Source organism: Colwellia psychrerythraea (genome assembly GCF_000764185.1).
In the GTDB taxonomy this organism is placed as follows: domain Bacteria; phylum Pseudomonadota; class Gammaproteobacteria; order Enterobacterales; family Alteromonadaceae; genus Colwellia; species Colwellia psychrerythraea_B.
In genome coordinates, this window is the sequence record NZ_JQEC01000021.1 from 44,898 (window position 1) to 64,164 (window position 19,267).

Annotated in this window: 14 protein-coding genes; 13 read left to right on the plus strand and 1 reads right to left on the minus strand. The window is 38.0% G+C overall.

The annotated features are described in order from the left end of the window. Window positions 1–104: 104 nt before the first annotated feature. Together GAB14E_RS13300 and GAB14E_RS13295 are read left to right on the plus strand one after the other, a co-directional pair. Window positions 105–1,247, plus strand: a complete 1,143-nt coding sequence (locus tag GAB14E_RS13300) for a M14 family metallopeptidase (RefSeq protein WP_033082028.1) — start codon at window positions 105–107, stop codon at window positions 1,245–1,247. Window positions 1,248–1,436: 189 nt separating this feature from the next. Further along, entirely contained in the window at window positions 1,437–2,957 is a 1,521-nt protein-coding gene (locus GAB14E_RS13295) for an alanine/glycine:cation symporter family protein (protein ID WP_033082029.1), read from the plus strand. A gap of 133 nt (window positions 2,958–3,090) precedes the next feature. Here the strand turns inward: GAB14E_RS13295 and GAB14E_RS13290 are convergent, their stop codons facing one another. Beyond that, window positions 3,091–4,113 carry an AraC family transcriptional regulator gene (locus tag GAB14E_RS13290; RefSeq protein WP_033082030.1) on the minus strand — a complete coding sequence of 341 codons (1,023 nt, stop codon included), beginning with the start codon at window positions 4,111–4,113 and terminating at the stop codon, window positions 3,091–3,093. A gap of 438 nt (window positions 4,114–4,551) precedes the next feature. Between GAB14E_RS13290 and GAB14E_RS13285 the strand changes: the two genes are divergently transcribed. The 11 genes from GAB14E_RS13285 to GAB14E_RS13235 all read left to right on the plus strand — a co-directional run bounded on the left by GAB14E_RS13285 (window position 4,552) and on the right by GAB14E_RS13235 (window position 19,191). Next, window positions 4,552–5,259, plus strand: coding sequence for a DUF3313 domain-containing protein (locus tag GAB14E_RS13285; RefSeq protein WP_033082031.1), 708 nt, complete (start codon window positions 4,552–4,554; stop codon window positions 5,257–5,259). 96 nt (window positions 5,260–5,355) lie between these two features. Then, the gene (locus GAB14E_RS13280; RefSeq protein ID WP_052093633.1) at window positions 5,356–6,498 is read left to right on the plus strand and encodes an efflux RND transporter periplasmic adaptor subunit; all 1,143 of its coding nucleotides are present in this window, start codon (window positions 5,356–5,358) and stop codon (window positions 6,496–6,498) included. Between the two features lie 15 nt (window positions 6,499–6,513). Then, complete coding sequence (locus GAB14E_RS13275; protein ID WP_033082032.1) at window positions 6,514–9,591, plus strand: efflux RND transporter permease subunit; 3,078 nt, start codon at window positions 6,514–6,516, stop codon at window positions 9,589–9,591. A gap of 148 nt (window positions 9,592–9,739) precedes the next feature. Then, window positions 9,740–10,069 (plus strand): Zn-ribbon protein, encoded by a 330-nt coding sequence (locus GAB14E_RS13270; protein ID WP_033082033.1) that lies wholly within the window; start codon window positions 9,740–9,742, stop codon window positions 10,067–10,069. 37 nt (window positions 10,070–10,106) lie between these two features. After that, entirely contained in the window at window positions 10,107–10,430 is a 324-nt protein-coding gene (locus GAB14E_RS13265) for a YeaC family protein (protein WP_033082034.1), read from the plus strand. Between the two features lie 53 nt (window positions 10,431–10,483). Continuing rightward, window positions 10,484–13,390 carry a DUF349 domain-containing protein gene (locus GAB14E_RS13260; protein WP_033082035.1) on the plus strand — a complete coding sequence of 969 codons (2,907 nt, stop codon included), beginning with the start codon at window positions 10,484–10,486 and terminating at the stop codon, window positions 13,388–13,390. Between the two features lie 88 nt (window positions 13,391–13,478). Further along, window positions 13,479–14,018 carry a pilus assembly FimT family protein gene (locus GAB14E_RS13255; RefSeq protein ID WP_033082036.1) on the plus strand — a complete coding sequence of 180 codons (540 nt, stop codon included), beginning with the start codon at window positions 13,479–13,481 and terminating at the stop codon, window positions 14,016–14,018. 316 nt (window positions 14,019–14,334) lie between these two features. Continuing rightward, window positions 14,335–14,520, plus strand: coding sequence for a lipoprotein (locus GAB14E_RS13250; RefSeq protein ID WP_033082037.1), 186 nt, complete (start codon window positions 14,335–14,337; stop codon window positions 14,518–14,520). 114 nt (window positions 14,521–14,634) lie between these two features. Continuing rightward, on the plus strand, window positions 14,635–15,105 hold the full coding sequence (locus GAB14E_RS13245) for a nuclear transport factor 2-like protein (RefSeq protein WP_033082038.1): 471 nt from the start codon (window positions 14,635–14,637) through the stop codon (window positions 15,103–15,105). Between the two features lie 95 nt (window positions 15,106–15,200). Next, window positions 15,201–15,689, plus strand: coding sequence for a GNAT family N-acetyltransferase (locus GAB14E_RS13240; RefSeq protein ID WP_033082039.1), 489 nt, complete (start codon window positions 15,201–15,203; stop codon window positions 15,687–15,689). 238 nt (window positions 15,690–15,927) lie between these two features. Next, on the plus strand, window positions 15,928–19,191 hold the full coding sequence (locus GAB14E_RS13235) for an amidohydrolase family protein (RefSeq protein WP_052093634.1): 3,264 nt from the start codon (window positions 15,928–15,930) through the stop codon (window positions 19,189–19,191). The last annotated feature ends 76 nt before the right edge of the window (window positions 19,192–19,267 follow it).

The following is a 19,267-nucleotide window of genomic DNA, read 5'->3' on the forward strand; positions in this document are numbered from 1 at the left end:
CGATCTATATAGTGATCTGCCAGTTGTTTGTGTACACTGTATTATTCAATTATTCATTGGCGCTATGATAAGTAGCTAAGCCTAACAGTGAAGAAATAACTATTATGCAAATTACTGACAATTTCGACAGCGGTAACATCCGTGTTATTGACGCATCTGATGCAAGCAATATTCAACTAGAAATCAAACAAGATAACCAATCTGATTTTTACCAATGGTTCCACTTTAAACTGCAAACTGACGTAACCACCAATGGCGATCGCATAGAGCATGTTATGCATCTTAACAATGCTGGTAAAGCCGCTTATGTTGAAGGTTGGGAAGATTATCAAGCTGTAGCTTCATATGACCGTGAACATTGGTTCCGTGTACCAACTCAATATGATGGTGAAAAACTTACCATCACCTTAATGCCTGAATATGACTCAGTATATTTTGCCTATTTTGCACCTTACAGTTATGAACGTCATCAAGACTTAATTCATAACGCGCAAATGCATCTTGATTGTCAACTACAAGTGTTAGGTCAAACACTTGATGGCCGTGACATGACGTTATTAAAGATTGGTGAAGAGGGTGAAGGTAAACGTAAAGTTTGGATCACTGCTCGTCAACATCCGGGCGAAACTATGGCTGAATGGTTTGTTGAAGGCATGTTAGACCGATTACTTGATGAAGACGATGGCGTTGCCCGTGCGTTATTAAACAAAGCTGTTTTCTATATTGTGCCTAACATGAACCCAGATGGTAGTGTTCGTGGTCATCTACGTACCAATGCTTGTGGCGCAAACTTAAACCGTGAATGGTTAGAGCCAACTATGGAACGTAGCCCTGAAGTGTTTTTAGTTCGTGAAAAAATGCTCGAAGTCGGTGTTGATATGTTTTTAGACGTACATGGTGATGAAGCCTTACCGGTAAACTTTGTTGCCGGCTGTGAAGGTGTTGTTAATTACGATGCTCGCCATAAAGCACTTGAAGATAAATTTAAAGAAATCATGATTGCTATCACACCTGAATTTCAAGATGAGCGCGGTTATGATAAAGATGAACCAGGTAAAGCACTGCCAACTGTAGGAACTAACTGGGTTGGTAATCAGTTTAAGTGTTTAGCTTATACCATTGAAATGCCATTTAAAGATAATGACTTACTACCTGATTACAGTGTTGGTTGGTCTGATGAACGTAGTAGCTTGTTGGGACGAGACTTCTTGACAGGCGTTTATCATATGATAGATGACTTACGTTAGTCGGTGAAAATAGATAAAGTACTAGGCGAATTTCTTAATAACAAACATATTAAGGTATTCGCCTTTTCTTTATCTAAGCAAGTACTTTATGGCTAGGGAGTTTAGCTATAAAATGTAGTCCGTAACAATAACAACAGAAATAATGCACAGCATTATTCAATAAAATAATAACAATCATAGGAGTTAACCGTGCAAGAACTTGTCAATAGTATCAATGATATAATTTGGAGCCCTGCGCTAATTTACTTGTGTTTAGGTACAGGTTTATTTTTCACCGTAATAACACGTTTTGTGCAAATACGTCAGTTTAAAGAAATGTTTCGCTTATTGCTTTCGGGTAAAAGTTCAGATAAAGGTATTTCATCTTTTCAAGCATTAGCTGTTTCGCTATCGGGCCGTGTTGGCACGGGTAATATCGCTGGTGTTGCTGCGGCTATTGGCTTTGGTGGTCCAGGTGCTGTTTTTTGGATGTGGGTTGTTGCTTTTTTTGGCGCCGCAACAGCTTATATTGAATCAACCAATGCACAAATATATAAAGAAGAAGAAGACGGCGTTTACCGTGGTGGTCCAGCGTATTACATTGAAAAAGCCATGGGGCAAAGATGGTATGCGTGGATATTTGCTATTTCAACTATCGTTGCTTGTGGCGTGTTATTACCGGTTGTTCAGTCTAACGGCATTGGTGATGCATTAGTGAATGTTTTCGGTAACGGCGGCACAGTATCTTCATTTTTAGGTGAGCTTGCCTTAACTAAAGTTTATGCGGCGACCTTTATCGTTTTAATCTTAGGTTTTATCATCTTTGGTGGTGTTAAACGTATTGCTAACTTCACTCAAATTGTGGTGCCATTTATGGCGTTAGCTTATATCATTATTGCTTGTATTATTATTGGTTTACACATTGATATTTTACCAAGTATTTTCATGTCAATAATCACTGATGCTTTCACACCTATGGCTGGTTTTGGTGCAGCTATTGGTTGGGGCGTTAAACGTGGTGTTTATTCTAATGAAGCAGGGCAAGGTACTGGACCTCATGCTGCCGCAGCTGCTGAAGTTGAACATCCGGCGCAGCAAGGCTTAGTACAAGCATTCTCGGTTTATATCGATACTTTATTTGTATGTTCAGCTACTGCGTTTATGATTTTAATCACTCAGTCTTACAATGTTATGCCAGAAGGTAGCAGTACTTTCGTCGTGCAAAACCTGGCTGCGGATGTGGTAATTAGCGGTCCGGCATTTACTCAGATTGCTGTTGATAGCGTGTTAACGGGTTTCGGTAAACCATTTATTGCCATTGCGTTATTTTTCTTTGCTTTTACTACCATACTTGCTTATTACTTTATTGCTGAAAACAATGTTTCTTACATCAACAGAACCATTAAAATTCCTGCATTACGATTTGCTTTAAAAGTAATCTTAATGTCAGCAGTATTTTATGGCACAGTCGCTCAGCCAAGTGCTGCTTGGGGCATGGGTGATATTGGCGTTGGTTTAATGGCATGGCTTAATATCATCGGTATTCTTATTATCTTCTTTATGGCAAAACCCGCGATAAAAGCGTTAAAAGATTACGAAGCGCAACAAAAGGCAGGTGTTAAAAACTTTACTTTTGATCCGAAAAAATTAGGCATTACCAATGCTACTTTTTGGGAAGAGCGTTTTGAAAAATCAAAAGCTAAAAGTTCAAATAATGATAGTGAAAGCTAACAAGTTAGAGCAGGGCTGATCTGAACCAGATCAGCAAGCTAATAAGAAAAAGCCGCTCTATGTTGAGCGGCTTTTTTATGCACAGTGATAAATGAGTTTAATGACTATAGTTTTGAAGTTTGCAGGTGTTGGCTCAATCTTGTGTTAGTTGATTTCTAAATTCCAGCGGTGAAAGTCCAGTATGTTTTTTGAAAGCTCGGGCAAAAGTGCTTGGAGAGCTGTAGCCAAGTTGATAAGTTATTTCGGTTATTGACGTACTTTTTATGGCGAGTTTTTGTTTAGCTAACATCAGACGTACTGAGGTAAGTAAGCTTAAAAATGATTGTTTTTCTCCGCTCAATTTACGCTGTAATGTACGTTTACTCATATGTAGCTTATAAGCAATGGTTTCTTCTGTTGGACAACTTAACGGTAATAGCTCGTTAATTATTTTAATCACTTTGCTACTGGTTTGGCCATTATCCATCGACGTTAAATGTTTATTGATAACCATTTCGTTCATTTCAACTAACTCAGCATCAAATGTTGGTAATGTTTCGGTTAGTAGTGCCTTAGAAAATGCAATGCCATTAACGGCTTGATTGCCATAAACAGGGCACTGAAAGTAGGCTTCATAAGCTTTGATATTTTCATCAATGGCAAAGGTAAAATAAACGCCAGTTGCAGGTATGTTTTTACCCGCCGCCAAACGAAACATTTTTAAGAAAAAACCAATGCCCAGTTCAATGGCACAATGATGAATTTTTATTTGCTGTTCGGGTGACAGGCGTTTTTGGTATTGTATTAATACCTCTGCACCATTAACACTCTCACGGTCAATTAATTCAATTTGCATGGCGGTATTTATTAATTGGCTACTCGAAATAAAGCGCTTTAGACCATTTTCTAAATTTTCACTGGCCAGCCAAGCCAAGCCAATGCTCTTTAAGTACGCCGGTTGAAATAAGGATGCCGCGACTAAACCAAGGGTATTATTCTGTGTCTCTTGTACCGCTAATTGCCATAACGCTGCCATTTTATCCATCGGAATACGGATTTGAGTCTCGTCACTTAAATCTATCTCTGTTGCAGAAAATACTACTTCGGCTTCAACATCATATATAGCAAGTACCTGTGCTATAAGGCGAGGAATAGTGGCAAGGGTTGTTTGACTCATAAATTCTCTAGGGGTTACTTAACCTGAACTCTGGATAAGCAGCATTTGCTCAATATTCCCTTTTATCTAATTCTCAGCGTTAAAACGTCGATAAATAACCCGTTATTCATAAACGTTGTGCCTTGATAATCGAATAAATTGAAACATTGATAGCGTATATCGCTATTTAATCCGGTGATTTTTAATAACTATAAGTTGTTTTTTTTACATAAACATCAAGCACTCATTATCCAGAGTTTAGGTTACTTAGATGAAAAGTATACTTAGCGATTTACCTAGTAACTATAATTGAAAATAGCTTTGACCTAAATTGACATTATTAGTGAATGAAGGTGAAAGTTGTCCTATTTGGCACAATAAATGGCACAAAATGTTTAGCTAGCAATAACAAATTCTAGCATTATAGTGCCGCAAATAATTCATTTATCTAGGTTAGTTATGTTATTTAAAGTACAACAGAAGTTTTCAACAATTACCGTTATGTTAGTGGCTACTTTATTACTCAGTGGTTGTATGAATATTACCGATCAACAACAATCTGGTTTTTTAAAGGACTATGAAGGTTTTGAAGATGTTTATGATCCAGATTATACCAAGGTCTATCGTAGCGAAAACTTCACCATTGACATGATTGCTGATATGCAGCGAATAAAGCTTGTTCCTTTTGAAATGTGGGCTTCATCAGATGCCAATTTTACTCAAGAAGAGTTAGCAGAATTATCACAATACTTTCATCAGCAAATGAGTGACAGACTTACAGCAAATAACTATAAGCTGGTTCGGCTCGCAGGACCTAGAACAATAACTATTCGAGGGGCATTTTCGGGGGTTAAATTTGATGATCCAGAATTAATGCCTACAGATTTCATTCCTTTTCGTATGGTCTTAAACGCGGGTAACTTTGCTTATTTACAAATAACCGATAAAAGTGATGTAACCACCAAGGTTTCTGTTGAAATTGAGTTTTTAAAAGGTATTAGACGGGAGCGTATTCTGGCCGCCATCAGTACTAAATATGTTGATAATACTATTGCCAACTCAGGTGCTGATAATATCACCGTAGTTAAAGCTTTATTAGATATGTGGGCTGAAAAATTTGTTGACCGTATGGTAGAAATACGTGCTAAAAAACACGAAAAACAATAAATTTCAGTCGGTTATTTCATTAAAGTCGGTCTTCAAATTTTCAAGTTTATCATCATCCACCCTAGAATAATCAAAAAATAAGGTAGTTTACCCGCGATGAAATTTAACCTAATCATAAAGCCAGTTTGGCTTGCCATTTTAGCTATGGCGCTATTAAGCGCTTGTGAAAAGCCAAAAGAAATTGAATCGAAACCACAGTTAAGGCCGGTGAGAACCTTGGTTGTGCAATCTGTCGATATTAGCAAAACGTTAGAATTTACTGCGGTAGTTGATGCAGCAAATCGAGCGGATTTAGCCTTTAAAATTTCAGGGGAACTCACTACTTTTTTGGTAAAACAAGGAGATAAGGTTAGTAAGGGGGATATCATTGCACAGCTTGATGATAGCGACTTACAAATTTATTTAGCTGAAGCCCAAGCCCATTATGCTAAGGCCATGGCGGATTTATCACGAGCTAATAAACTTCTCAATACTCATTATATATCTGCTGCTGAATTCGACCAAATCAGAACAAGTGCTCAATCTGCGCAAGCGCAATTAGCAAGCGCGCAGAACAATCTTAGCTACAGTACTTTAAAGGCGTCATTCGATGGCATCATTGCCAAGGTATATAGCAAAAACCACCAAGAAATAAACGCTAAAGAGCCTATAGTTCGCCTGCACGACTTAAGTCAAATTCAATTGATAGTAAATATTCCTGAAAGCACCATGATTCACTTACAGAAAAATGCCATCCCCATTGAAGTAAGTGCCAAATTTAATTCAATTAAAAATCATAAGTTCCCGCTAAAATTTAGCGAAGTATCAACAGTTGCTGATGAACACAGTAAAACCTATGAGGTGATTTTCACCATGGAAGCATTAGCGGGATATGTGATTTTACCGGGCATGACAGCTTCGGTCAGCGCGCAAGTTGCGCTGTCTCACCATGAAAACCAACTACAGCCGAGTTTTTATTTGCCAAGTAATACTGTGTTAAAAGATGCCCAAGGTAATTACGTTTTTGTAGTGAACACCCATGCGGCGGGTGTAGGTAAAGTGATGAGGAAATCAGTTGTTATTGGCAATATTACCGCACAAGGCATTGAAGTATTTACTGGTTTAAATTCCGAATTAAAGTCAGGTGATCACGTGGTAAGCGCAGGCATGAGTAAAATATATTCAGGTACTTTAGTTAAATTTATTAACGTCAGCGAATCAGGCACTATCGTACATTTATCACAACTAGATAATAAATAAGCATAAGGACTGTCTATGAATATTACACGTTTAGCAATAACCAACAACCGCACCACATTTATGTTGTTGTTAGTCATTATTTTCTTCGGTATTAATGCCTATAAAGGTATGCCTAAAGATTACGACCCTGGCTTTATTATCCGCACCGCACAAGTGATCACCCAGTTCCCCGGTGCTAGCCCAGAGCGGGTAGAGATACTCATCACTGATAAATTAGAGCGTGTTATTCAAGAGTTACCCGAATTAGACTTTGTTAAAAGTGAGTCGCGTACCGGCATCTCAATTATTAGTGTAAATATCAAAGAGAGTTACCGTAATTTGCGTCCTATTTGGGACAACTTACGTCGTAAAATCGATGCCGCACAAATAGAGTTGCCACCCGAGAGTTTCCCGTCCATTGTTAATGACGAGTTTGGTGACGTCTTTGGTATTGTTATTGGCTTAACGGCGGAAGGTTTTGATTATCGCGATATGAAAACTATTGCTGATCAAGCAAAAGACGCCTTACTCAGGCTAACTGAAGCCGCTAAAGTTGATGTTTTTGGTGAGCAACAAGAGCATATATTTCTGGAATATGATAATGCCCATTTGGCAAATTTAGGTATTTCACCAAGCCAGCTAAGTGAGCAGTTATCCAGTCGAAATATTGTTATTTCTGGTGGCAGTATTATTTTAGCAGATGAGCAAATAACCCTAGAGCCAAGCGGTAATTTTGAAAATATTGATGAAATCAAAAAAACTATAATTCAAGTCCCTGGTAGTGAACGTCTGCTTTATTTAAGTGATCTTGTTACGGTTAAACGTAGTTATGTTGATCCAGTGCAAGGTAAAGTAAGTCTCTCAGGTGAACGTGGTTTATCAATTGCCGTAGCTATGCGTCAAGGCGGTAATAATATTTTACTTGGCCAACAAGTGAATGAACTAATCGCTGAGTTCAATCAAAATTACCCGATAGGTGTGACATTTGAAACAGTGTCATTTTTGCCCTTTGATGTTGAAAAGAAGGTTAATGATTTCTCGAGTAGCTTAATTCAAGCTGTCGTTATAGTGACTTTAGTGATGCTGCTGAGTTTAGGTTTTAGAACGGGCCTTATCGTTGCAGTACTTATTCCATCTAGCATGATTTTTGGCATACTTATTATGTCATTATTTAATATTGGTATTGATCAAATCTCATTAGCTGCACTAATTATCTCCCTAGGAATGTTAGTTGATAATGGTATTGTTATGTCTGAGAGCATTATGGTGTCAATGGAAAAAGGTAAAAAAGCCATTGATGCAGCGGTTGATTCAGCCAATGAGTTAAAGATACCGCTGCTCACTTCGTCACTCACTACTGCTGCAGCATTCTTACCGATATTTTTAGCCGAGTCAGCTACCGGTGAATATACCGCATCACTGTTTAAAGTGGTCAGTATTACTTTGTTATGCTCTTGGGTTCTATCTATGACGGTTATCCCAATGTTATGTGTGAACTTTATGAAAGTGAAAAAAACCAGACAACTTTTTGATAGTAAAGTTTTTATTAGATACCGTGCTTTATTATTTAACTTGCTGCATTTTCGTTGGTTAACGTTATTGGTGACTTTGGCTTTGTTTGTTATGGCTGTTTGGGGACTTTCATTTATCCCTAAGCTGTTTTTCCCACCCTCAGATCGCGCATTTTTTAAAATGGAATTGGAATTGCCTATAGGCACCACACTAGCAGCTACTGAACGGGTAACTCAACAAATTGAAAGCTATATGCATGAAGAACTGCAGGTAACTCAAGGAAAAGAAAACGGTGTAACAAACTGGGTTACTTATCTAGGTAACGGCGGCCCACGCTTTTTATTAACACATAACCCGAAACCGACCAGCAGTAATTATGCTTTGATGGTTATTAATGTATCGAGTAAAGAGCTGGTTGATACAACCATGGCTAAACTTGAACGTTATAGTATGGCAAATTTCCCTGACTTATTGGTCAAACTTCGCAAAATTGAAAATGGTGCACCAATCGAGAACCCAGTAGAAGTACGCATTAATGGTAGCCAAGCAGAGCAACTCTTCATTATTGTTGAACAAGTTAAGCAACGTATGGCTCGAATTAAGGGGGTTAAAGCCATTAGTGATAATTGGGGCATGCCGATTAAAAAATTGCAGGTAAATATCAATCAAAGTCGCGCTCGCCGCGCGGGTGTTACCAGTAAAGATATTGCTATCTCATTGCAAACAGGTCTTTCAGGCTTTGAGTTAAGTCAATATAGGGAAGGGGATCTGGTTATACCTATTACCATGCGTTCACAAGCGGGTGATCGTCAAGATATTGGTAAACTACAAGCACTGGCAGTGTATTCACAATCAAGTGGTAGCTCAGTACCACTAACACAGGTTGCTGATATAAAAGTCGTCTGGCAATCCGCTAAAATTTTGCGTCGTGATCGTTTAAAAACCATCACCATTGGTGGACAAATTGATAACAGTATTACCGCTAATCAAGCGTTTAATGAATTGCTTCCTTGGCTTGAACAGCAACAAAAGTTATGGCCTATTACTTATACTTTTGAGCTTGGCGGTGAATATGAAACCTCGGGTAAAGCAAACAAATCAATAGGTGAAAAATTACCAATTGCTGGCTTTATTATCTTGTTGTTACTCATCGCACAGTTCAACTCAGTGCGAAAAGCCTTCATTATATTGCTAACTATTCCATTAGGACTTATTGGCGTAACCAGTGGTTTGTTAGTCGGCCAATCTTTTATCGGTTTTATGACTTTATTAGGTATTATTTCATTGGCAGGCATTGTTATTAATAATGCTATTGTTTTGTTAGAGCGTATTCAAATAGAACTTAACGATATGCCAGATGAGCCATGTTTAGCCATTATTAATGCTGCGCAGCAAAGGCTTAGACCCATAGTGTTAACTACTGCCACCACTATTTTTGGTTTAATACCTTTATATGTAAGTGGTGGTGAATTCTGGGAGCCTATGGCAATTGCCATCATAGGCGGTCTATTGTTTTCGACTGTGTTTACCTTAGGCGTTATTCCAGTGGTTTATGCGGTATTGTTTGGCATTAAATCACCGACAAAAGCCATCACCGCTTAACATATTTATCAATCAGTAAAACTTAGTGGTTTTCAATGAGTATGACTAGTGAAATAGAAAAATAGGTCAGGTATACTAAGTAAAAAGCCTGCAAATGTATCAAACACAGTTGCAGGTTAAACTTATATATTCTTGCATGAGTAATTAAATGGCCGTTATTAATTGTCCGGGTTGTTCGAAAAAAATTTCTGATAAAGCTAAAAGTTGTAATCACTGTAATCTTGATTTATCTGAATTAGACTCAGAAAAACTTGCCAGCCTCAATCGTGTCAACTTAATTAATAAAACCCAACGTTTAATGAACTACTCTTTTATCGCTATGCTGCTATTTTGTGGTGGTTTTTTATTTATGTTTTGGGATGATGTTCAGCCAGGGAGCTGGCAACATAGCACGGCATTAGTTTGCACTATTATAGGTTTTGTTATGTACATTATTATTCGAGCGATGTTGCTCTTTAACAAACGTAAAGCAAACTAGAACTTACCTTCATACTTACTAATATCTCGGATTTCTGATGGATTTACTTAATACCATAGACGCCATGTCGACAGACATGTATTTACGCCTAAAATGTGCAGCGGAAACAGGCAAGTGGCCAGAAGGTACGGTTGTCGACCCAGCACAACGTGCCACCGCATTACAATTAAGCATGGCATACCAAGCAAGACATTTTGATAATGATCAAATGCTCACCATTGGCGCCGATGGCCATGTAGTAGAAAAAAATAAACGTCAGCTAAAAGCTGAATTTTCAAGCGCTAAGCCTGAAGAAGAAATTAAAAAATGTAGTAAACCAAGCCAAGCGGATATCGCCTATTTCAGTAATAATGAATTATAAATAGCCCTGCGTGCACACTTGTTATTACCCAACTGAATGAAACCTAATAAACTATGATTTTCTCAAACTTATTCAAGACAAAAGCTAATTGGCAACACAAAGACTCAACCGTTCGAATCACTGCTATTAATAATGAATTATCAGCTGAAAACAGCGAACAATTGCTTATTTTAACCGATTTGATCAAACAAGATGTTAACGATCTTGTCCGTCGTGCGGCTTTAATCAAAATTGCCTCTATTGATGTATATCTCGAAGCAAGCCATGGAAACTCGCAAGATAAAATAAAGCAGTTTGCCGGTAAACAAGTTCATGATATTTTGGCGACCGATCACAAAATTAAACTTTCAAATGAACAAAAGCAAAATTTATTAGCTCAACAAGTACAAACCCCGGTATTGGCTACGGCATTATTAGAGGCTTGGCTTGCGCACGAGCAAGAGAGCGACATTATGATCGCCTTGTATAAGCAAATCAGCACACGTAAAAAATCTACGCATTTATTAACACACAGTTTTGCTCAAAAACAAAACCCTGACTTTCAAGCACATTTACTTGAACAAGTTGATGATGCCAAAGTCTTAGAAAAGCTTAGTAAAAAAGCTTGTAATCCAGACTTAACACAACAAATTCAAGATAAATTGATTACTATTCAAGTGGCGATAGAAAAGCCTCAAAAATTGAATAAACAATTACAGCTTATATTAGCTAAGTTACAAGCCTTAAAAGACGTTGCCGATTACGGTGTTTATAAAAAGCGTAAGACTAGTTTGATTCATGAATGGCAGATACTTGAAGCTGAATTTACTATTTTTACCAGCGATGAATTAACAGTGCTCAATGATAAGTACCAAAGCATAATGACTCATCTGGACAAGTTATTTATTGCTAAAGCTGAAAATTATCAACAACAAATAATAAGTGATAAATTAGCCCATGATAAGCAGCAAGACAAAAAAGCGTTCACTGGGCAGCTTAATCATATTAGCCAAGCAATAACGACAGCTGTTTTTTCTAGTGATAAGTTCGACGAAGAGTCATTTAAACTCTTGCTAAATCAGTTGAAAACAGACATTGAAGCCTCGGTACTTAATAAAAATGAACAACAGACTTTTATCAAGCAAGTTGCTCAATTAACGCAACGTTTAGGTGAAATACCTGAGATCGCTGAATCGGTTAGCCAAGCGACCAATTTAATTTCTAAAATATCACAGCTGACTTTGCCAAAGTCACTAGAAGACTTAAATACTCGCCAACAAACTTATAATGACTGGTTAAAAGCATGGCGAGTGATTGAGCAAAAAACTGCTGGTATTTTACCTGAGTCGATAGTTCAAGCACAAAAACAAATTGTTAGTACATGGCAGGGCGGCTTAAAATCATTACAAAGTCAGCAAAAAGAATTGTTTTTTCAACATAAGAAAAAATTACAAGACATAAAACGTCTGCTAAATAATGGTAAATACAAAGTTTGTTTTGGCCTGTTCAAAGGCGTAAAAGAAAGTATTCATCAGTTATCTCCTTCACAGCAACAACAACTTCAGCGTGACTTTGAGCAAGTTAGTGAAAAAATGGTTGAACTTAGTGATTGGGAACATTATATAGCAACGCCGCGCAAACAAGAGTTAGTGGTAGAAGTACAAACATTGGTTGATACACCACTGGATAACCCTAATGAACAAGCAGCAAAAGTTAAAGCATATCGAGGCACTTGGAATTCTTTAGGTCATGCTGATGAAGATGTAGATAAACAATTAAATGAACAGTTTAATCAGCTTTGCGAGCAAGCTTTTGCCCCGTGTCGTTTATTCTACGCAGAACAAGATAAAATACGCGAACAGCATTTAGAGCAGCGTCAAAATATTTTAACGAAAGCTGAACAACTTGTTAGCAAGCTTAATAAGGGTCAAGAAACACAAACAATAGATTTTAAAAAACTTGATGGTCAGCTTAATAATTTACAACAGCAATGGAATAATGCTGGTGAAGTTGATCGCAATCAATACAAAAAATTGCAGCAGCAATTCAAAAATACTATCACACCAGTAAAAAGTGCTATCAGCGCCTTTCACTTGAGTAATTCTGAGGAAAAACAAGCACTGATCAACAAGGCAGAAAGCTTACTTACTCAAGACGATGTTTTTGCTGCTATTGAATCCGTTAAACAATTACAACAAACGTGGCGCAGCATTGGTTTTGCCGGCAACCACCAAGAAAACGTGTTATGGCAAAAGTTTCGTCAAGTGAATGATCAATTATTCGCTAAAAGGCAAGAGATAAAGTCTGACCAACAAGCTGCCTTGTCTGCACAGCAACAAATCTTTGATGAAAAAACATTGGTAATAGAAGAATCGCTTAATGCCTTAACTACTGAAGAATTAAGCCAAGCACAACACCAAGAATCTAATCAAGACAATAAGCAAAACTTAAAGGCAATTGAGCAACAAGCAGAAGCCTTATTAAAAGATGTAATCGCTAATAAACCCGTTATCAAAGCTATTACATTGCGCCTTGAAAAAGTCATCACAAAAATTCAGTCGCAAATTAAAAGTAATTCTCTGAAGAAAGAACAACAAAGTTGGCTTAACTTATTTGAATTAATAAGGTTACAAGCTGAAAATAATCAAGATATGCAAACTTTATCAGCTTCTACTGTGTTTATTAAAATGACCAGTTTTTGGCAAAAGCGTTTCCAGGAGCATGTCAAATTAACTTCGCAAGCTCAAGAAGCTAGCCGTTTTGATAAGACTTTAGAAATTGAAATCCTTGGTCAAACTGATTCGCCAAGTGAGTTAGCTGAACAGCGTATGAAAGTTCAAGTACAATTAATGCAAGAACAAATGCTTTCTGGTACTGCCATTGACTTGAGTAAATTACTGGTTGATTGGTTGATGTTAGGTTCGCTCAGTAAAGACGATTTACCATTAATTGATCGCTTAAAAGCCATTTATTGTCACTAGTTCTATCAATGGTCATTATATTTCAGAACTGAGCTATTAGATTATACCTCGGTTCTGTTGAAGTTTATTAAATGATAAGAAGTACATTATGCGGCAACTAGCCTATAAAACTAAAGGCTTCACTTTAATTGAGCTTGTTGTCGTTATTGTCATATTAGGTATATTAGCCGTCACGGCTGCCCCTAAATTCATTGATTTAACCCGTGATACAAAAGCCGCAACACTTGAGGCTATTGGTGGGGCAATGGCTAGCGGTTTACAGTTAATTAACGCTAGGGCCATTATTGATAACCAACAGCTTGGCACTGGTATTATTCAAATCGCTGGGGTCGATATTCCTTTGTATAATGGTTATCCGTCGGTCCGTGGTGCAGACAGTTTTCCTGATCAAAATGCGCAAGTTAAAGCATGGTTAGAAATAGATGCGGTTGACCGCAATACCGCTAATTTTAATCGAGATGCCGCGCCTTTTTTCACAGATAAATCAACGGCCAATAACTACATCTATATTTTCTTTATCGAAGATTACGATCAAAAATCTACAATAAAATGTCATGTTCGTTACGAAAATCCTGTAACTTTAGTTCCAGAAAATCCAACTATTACCGTTAACACCTCCGAGTGTTAATATCCTACCGACTCATTAGCCAAATCTAAAGTGACCTTGTGTGGCGCCCCTGCAGATTGAATCACCTATCATTAATTTTAACCAAGCTTAAGTAATTCAACTACTTAATTAAAGAATTTTAATTACTTCCTTTCTTTGCTGTGACCGCGTAATGTATTTAACACTAGCCAGAATGATAACAAGTAAAAACATCTTTTTGATTGGTTAATTACTTGGTTGGAGACCGAAGGTCAAAGATCATGACAGCAATAGTTAAGTAAACTATTAAATGAATTTTTTAACGGCGTTATTTAAAAGGGATATTTAAGGTATCACTATGAAATATATTTTTGCACTAGCTTGTGTATTACTCCTTTCATCTTGTGTTTATTATGGTGTACAACGAGATTTTGGTGGTGATTCATCTGCACCTTGTACTAAGGGTTCGAGTAAAGATAACAAAAAGTGTAATGCGGAAATAAAAGCGCTTAATAACGAATTGAAAAACACACACAACCACTAAAAACATTCATTAAAACATGTTTCAACACCGCGAAATAAATAGCTCAGTTACTGCTAGGCAATACTGTCAGTGATTTAGCTACTATCAAAATTATTATTATTAAAAGGACATTTTATGAAGTACTGGCTATCAGTTTTACTCGGTTGTTTATTAGCATTACCGCATATGGCTAACGCAAAAGACGATAACTTTAATTATGAGCAGTTTACCCGTGATTATTTCGCCGCATGGACTAATGTACAAAAACCAAAAGCGACAGTAAAAGACTTAGAGCATTACTTAACATTTTTAACCGATGATATTGGCTACCAACACTTACCATATTCAAATGATGATAGTCGCGCCAGTGATGGTAAAGCTTTGATGCGCAAAGGTATGAGTTATTATTTGGGTATTCATACCGAGTACAAAGCTCAGTTAACGAATAGTGCCCATGGCAATAACGTTATTATGATTGAGTTTACTACTCAGGCGAAAGGCATACACCCTGATAATGGTCAAGAAATTATCATTAACAATAGTACCTTTGAAGTACTAGAGATAGATAAGGGTAAAATTTCAGTTATCCGCCATTACAGTGATTAACTCACGCCTTGCTGATAATTTACTTAGCAACAACCAATAAATAGCTAAGCAACCACCTGAATCTAATTGACCCTATATCTTAAATCGGAAGCACTATGATAAGAGCAGTACAAGCAAATGATGCCAAAGCAATTTGTGATATTTATAATTATTATATTAGCGATACTATTATCACCTTCGAAGAAGAATCCGTCTCACCAGCAGATATATTAACTAGAATTAACAGCCTACTCAGTGCTGATTTACCTTGGTTTGTCGTTGAGGATAAAACAGGGCAGGTTATTGGTTATGCCTATGCAGCAAAATGGCGGGAACGCTTTTCGTACCGCTTTTCTGTAGAAGTTACCGCATATTTATCACCTGATCATGGCGGTCAAGGTTTAGGTACTCAGTTATACCAAGCTTTATTTACAGCGCTAAAAGATAAAGGCATTCATAGTGTTATTGGCGGCATTACCTTACCTAATTCTGCAAGTATTGCTTTGCATGAAAAGTTTGACATGGTCAAAGTTGCTCATTTTAAAGAGGTAGGTCTAAAGTTTGACCGTTGGTTAGACGTTGGCTACTGGCAAGCCACGCTGTAGAAGATACAGTATTTAATTCATCTTACGTTCATCTGCTCACAAAATTTAACGACTGCACTAGTAACTGTTTGTCATTACGCTGTTAGCAAAGGCGTACAGTACGACGCTTTGCCTTTGCTGTTATGTATCTCACAATTTGGACCGATCAACGTAATTTCCTTACAATTATTCGGCGTTTGTGATTTAGTACAGGTAATTATAATAACTATTATATCAAACGTATAAGGTCCTTCTCATCATGTCGAAAACCATGTTATCAAGTAAACTATTACTTTCAGGCGTCGCGCTCAGTGTAATGCTGGCTTTGCCAACTGCCTTTGCACAATCTCCGGTAAAACCTGCTCAAGCACAGACAAAAGATGCACCAGCCAAATGGTCGGTTAATGATCCTCAAGGAAAGTTCACTACGGCGAAAATTGACGTGCGTTCAGGTACTTGGATGAATGTTGATTTAAGTCCTGATGGAAAAACCATTGTCTTTGACTTACTAGGTGACATTTACACTATGCCAGCCACTGGCGGTGAAGCTACACCATTAATGACCGATATTGCTTGGCAAATGCAGCCCCGCTTTAGCCCCGATGGCAAATACATTGCTTTTACCTCTGATGAAGACGGTGGCGACAATTTATGGATAATGAAAGCTGATGGTAGTGACGCCAAGGCCGTAACCACAGAAACGTTTCGTTTATTAAATAGCCCTGCGTGGTCACCAGATGGTAACTACCTTGTCGGCCGTAAACATTATACTGGTTCGCGCTCTTTAGGCGCGGGTGAAGTGTGGATGTATCATAAATCGGGTGGTAATGGCGTAATGCTAACTAAACGTCCTAATGAGCAAAAAGATTTAGGTGAGCCAGCATTCTCACATGACGGCAAGTATGTGTATTTCTCACAAGATGCAACGCCGGGTAAAACTTTTCACTACTCAAAAGATTCTGAAAAAGGCATTTATAAGATTAAGCGCCTTGAGCTTGAAACGGGCGAAATCAAAGTGGTGGTATCAGGTAAAGGGGGCGCAATCAGACCAACGCTTTCACCGGATGGTAAGTTTTTAGCCTTTATCAGTCGTGATGATTTTCAATCAAACTTATACTTGTACAACCTTAAAAGCGGCGAACAAACCAAGGTTTATGACGGTTTAGAACGTGACATGCAAGAAACTTGGGCTATTCATGGTGTGTATCCAACAATGGCCTGGACACCGGATAGTGACGGCTTAGTATTTTGGGCTGGGGGTAAAATTAATAAATTATCGCTAGATTCGAAAAAAGCTAAAGTGATTGATTTTCATGTTAAAACGACAAAGAAAATTCAAACTGCAGTACGTTTTTCACAAGATTTAGATCAAAAATATTTTGATACCAAAATGTTACGTGACGTTAAAGTATCACCTAATGGTAAAGTTGCTGTGTTTGAATCGATGGGACATATCTATCGTAAAACCTTACCAAACGGTAAACCTAAACGTATAACCAAACAAAAAAGCCAGTTTGAACTTAATCCAAGCTTTTCACGCGATGGTAAAAAAATTGTTTACGTAAGCTGGGATGACAAAACCCTAGGCCAAGTACGTGTTGTATCTAGCCGTGGCGGTAAAGGTAAAGTTATTACCCGTGAGTCGGGTAAATACATTGAACCAAGCTTTTCGCCCGATGGAAAAACCGTCGTTTACCGTAAAGTCAGTGGTGGTTATATTACCGATCCTGTTTGGGGCTTAAATCCAGGCGTTTATACAGTATCATCGAAAGGTGGCAAAGCAACACTGGTTACTGAAAGCGGTGTTCAGCCTCATTTTGGTGCCCGCAACGATCGTATTTACCTAACTAGAGACGGTAAAACGCCTAACTTATCTCGTATTGATCTTGATGGTCAGCACGATACCAAATTATACCAAGGTAAGTTTGCTTCAGAATACCGTGTATCACCAGACGGAAATTCATTAGCATTTGCCGAACGTTTCAAAGTCTTTGTTACGCCATTTGTTGAGCGTGGCGATGTTATTGATATTGGGCCGAAAGCTAAAAACCTACCGGTAGAGCAATTATCAGTACGTGCCGGTGAAGGTATCAACTGGAATGGTCAATCAACTGAGATTTACTGGAGCCTAGGTGCAAACTTATACCAAGCCTCAGTTAAAAATTTATTTGAAATTACCGGTGCTGAAAAAGACACGGATGACAAAAAAGATGCGAAAGCTAAGACAGAGTCTACAGCCAAAGTGACCAAGCTAAGCTACCAGCAAAAAGTAGATATTCCAGCAGGTCGTGTTGCTTTTGTTGGTGGTAAAGTTATCACTATGGAAAGCGAGCAAGTTATTGAAAATGGCGTTGTGTTAGTAGAAGGCAACAAAATTAAAGCGGTTGGCGTTAACGGACAAGTTAAAATTCCAAGTGATGCAGTGATAATTGATATTACAGGCAAAACAGTTATGCCTGGTTTAATTGATGCTCATGCGCATGGCTCACAAGGCAGCAGCGAAATTATTCCACAACAAAATTGGAAAAACTATGCTGGCTTAGCCCTAGGGGTGACCACAATTCATGATCCTTCAAACGATACCACTGAATTTTTTGCCGCGAGTGAAATGCAAAAAGCCGGTAAAATTGTAGCGGCACGTTTATTCTCAACGGGTGCCATTTTATATGGTGCAACGATCCCCGGTTATACATCACATGTTGATAGCCTTGATGATGCTAAATTTCACGTTGAGCGTTTAAAATCAGCAGGTGCTTTTAGTGTTAAAAGTTATAACCAACCACGTCGTAATCAACGCCAGCAATTTATTCAAGCAGCGCGTGAATTAGAAATGATGGTAGTACCTGAAGGTGGCTCATTACTACAACATAACTTAACCATGGTTGTGGATGGTCACACTACTTTAGAGCATTCTATTTCTACAGCTAAAATTTATGATGATATCAAACAGTTATGGTCACAATCGGATATGGCTTATACGCCAACAATGGGCGTAGCTTATGGCGGTATTTCCGGCGAAAACTATTGGTATGATACTACCAATGTTTGGGAACACCCGCGTTTAAGTAAATATGTACCGAGTGAGTTTTTAGATCCGCGCTCGATGCGTCGCCCTAAAGCGCCACATCATCATTACAACCATTTAAACGTAGCGAAAGTAGCTAAAGAAATGCAAGACTTAGGTGTTGAAGTTAACGCTGGTGGCCATGGGCAACGTGAAGGTTTAGCCATGCATTGGGAAATGTGGATGATGGCGCAAGGCGGTATGACGCCACTGCAAGCTATTCGTACTGCCACCATTTCTCCTGCACGTTCACTGGGTTTAGATAAAGACTTAGGCTCATTAACTGTCGGCAAATTGGCTGATATCATTGTTGTTGATGGTGACGTTACTAAAGACATACGTTTGAGTGATAAAGTGACTCATACTATGGTTAACGGCCGTTTGTATAACGCTGATACCATGAATGAAATTGGTAATTACGATAACAAACGTGAGAAGTTTTATTTCGAACAGAAGTAGCTTTTAGTCGTTAAAAGTAAATAAAATCAAGTAGAATATAAAACCAGTAAGAATTCATTACTGGTTTTTTATTGTC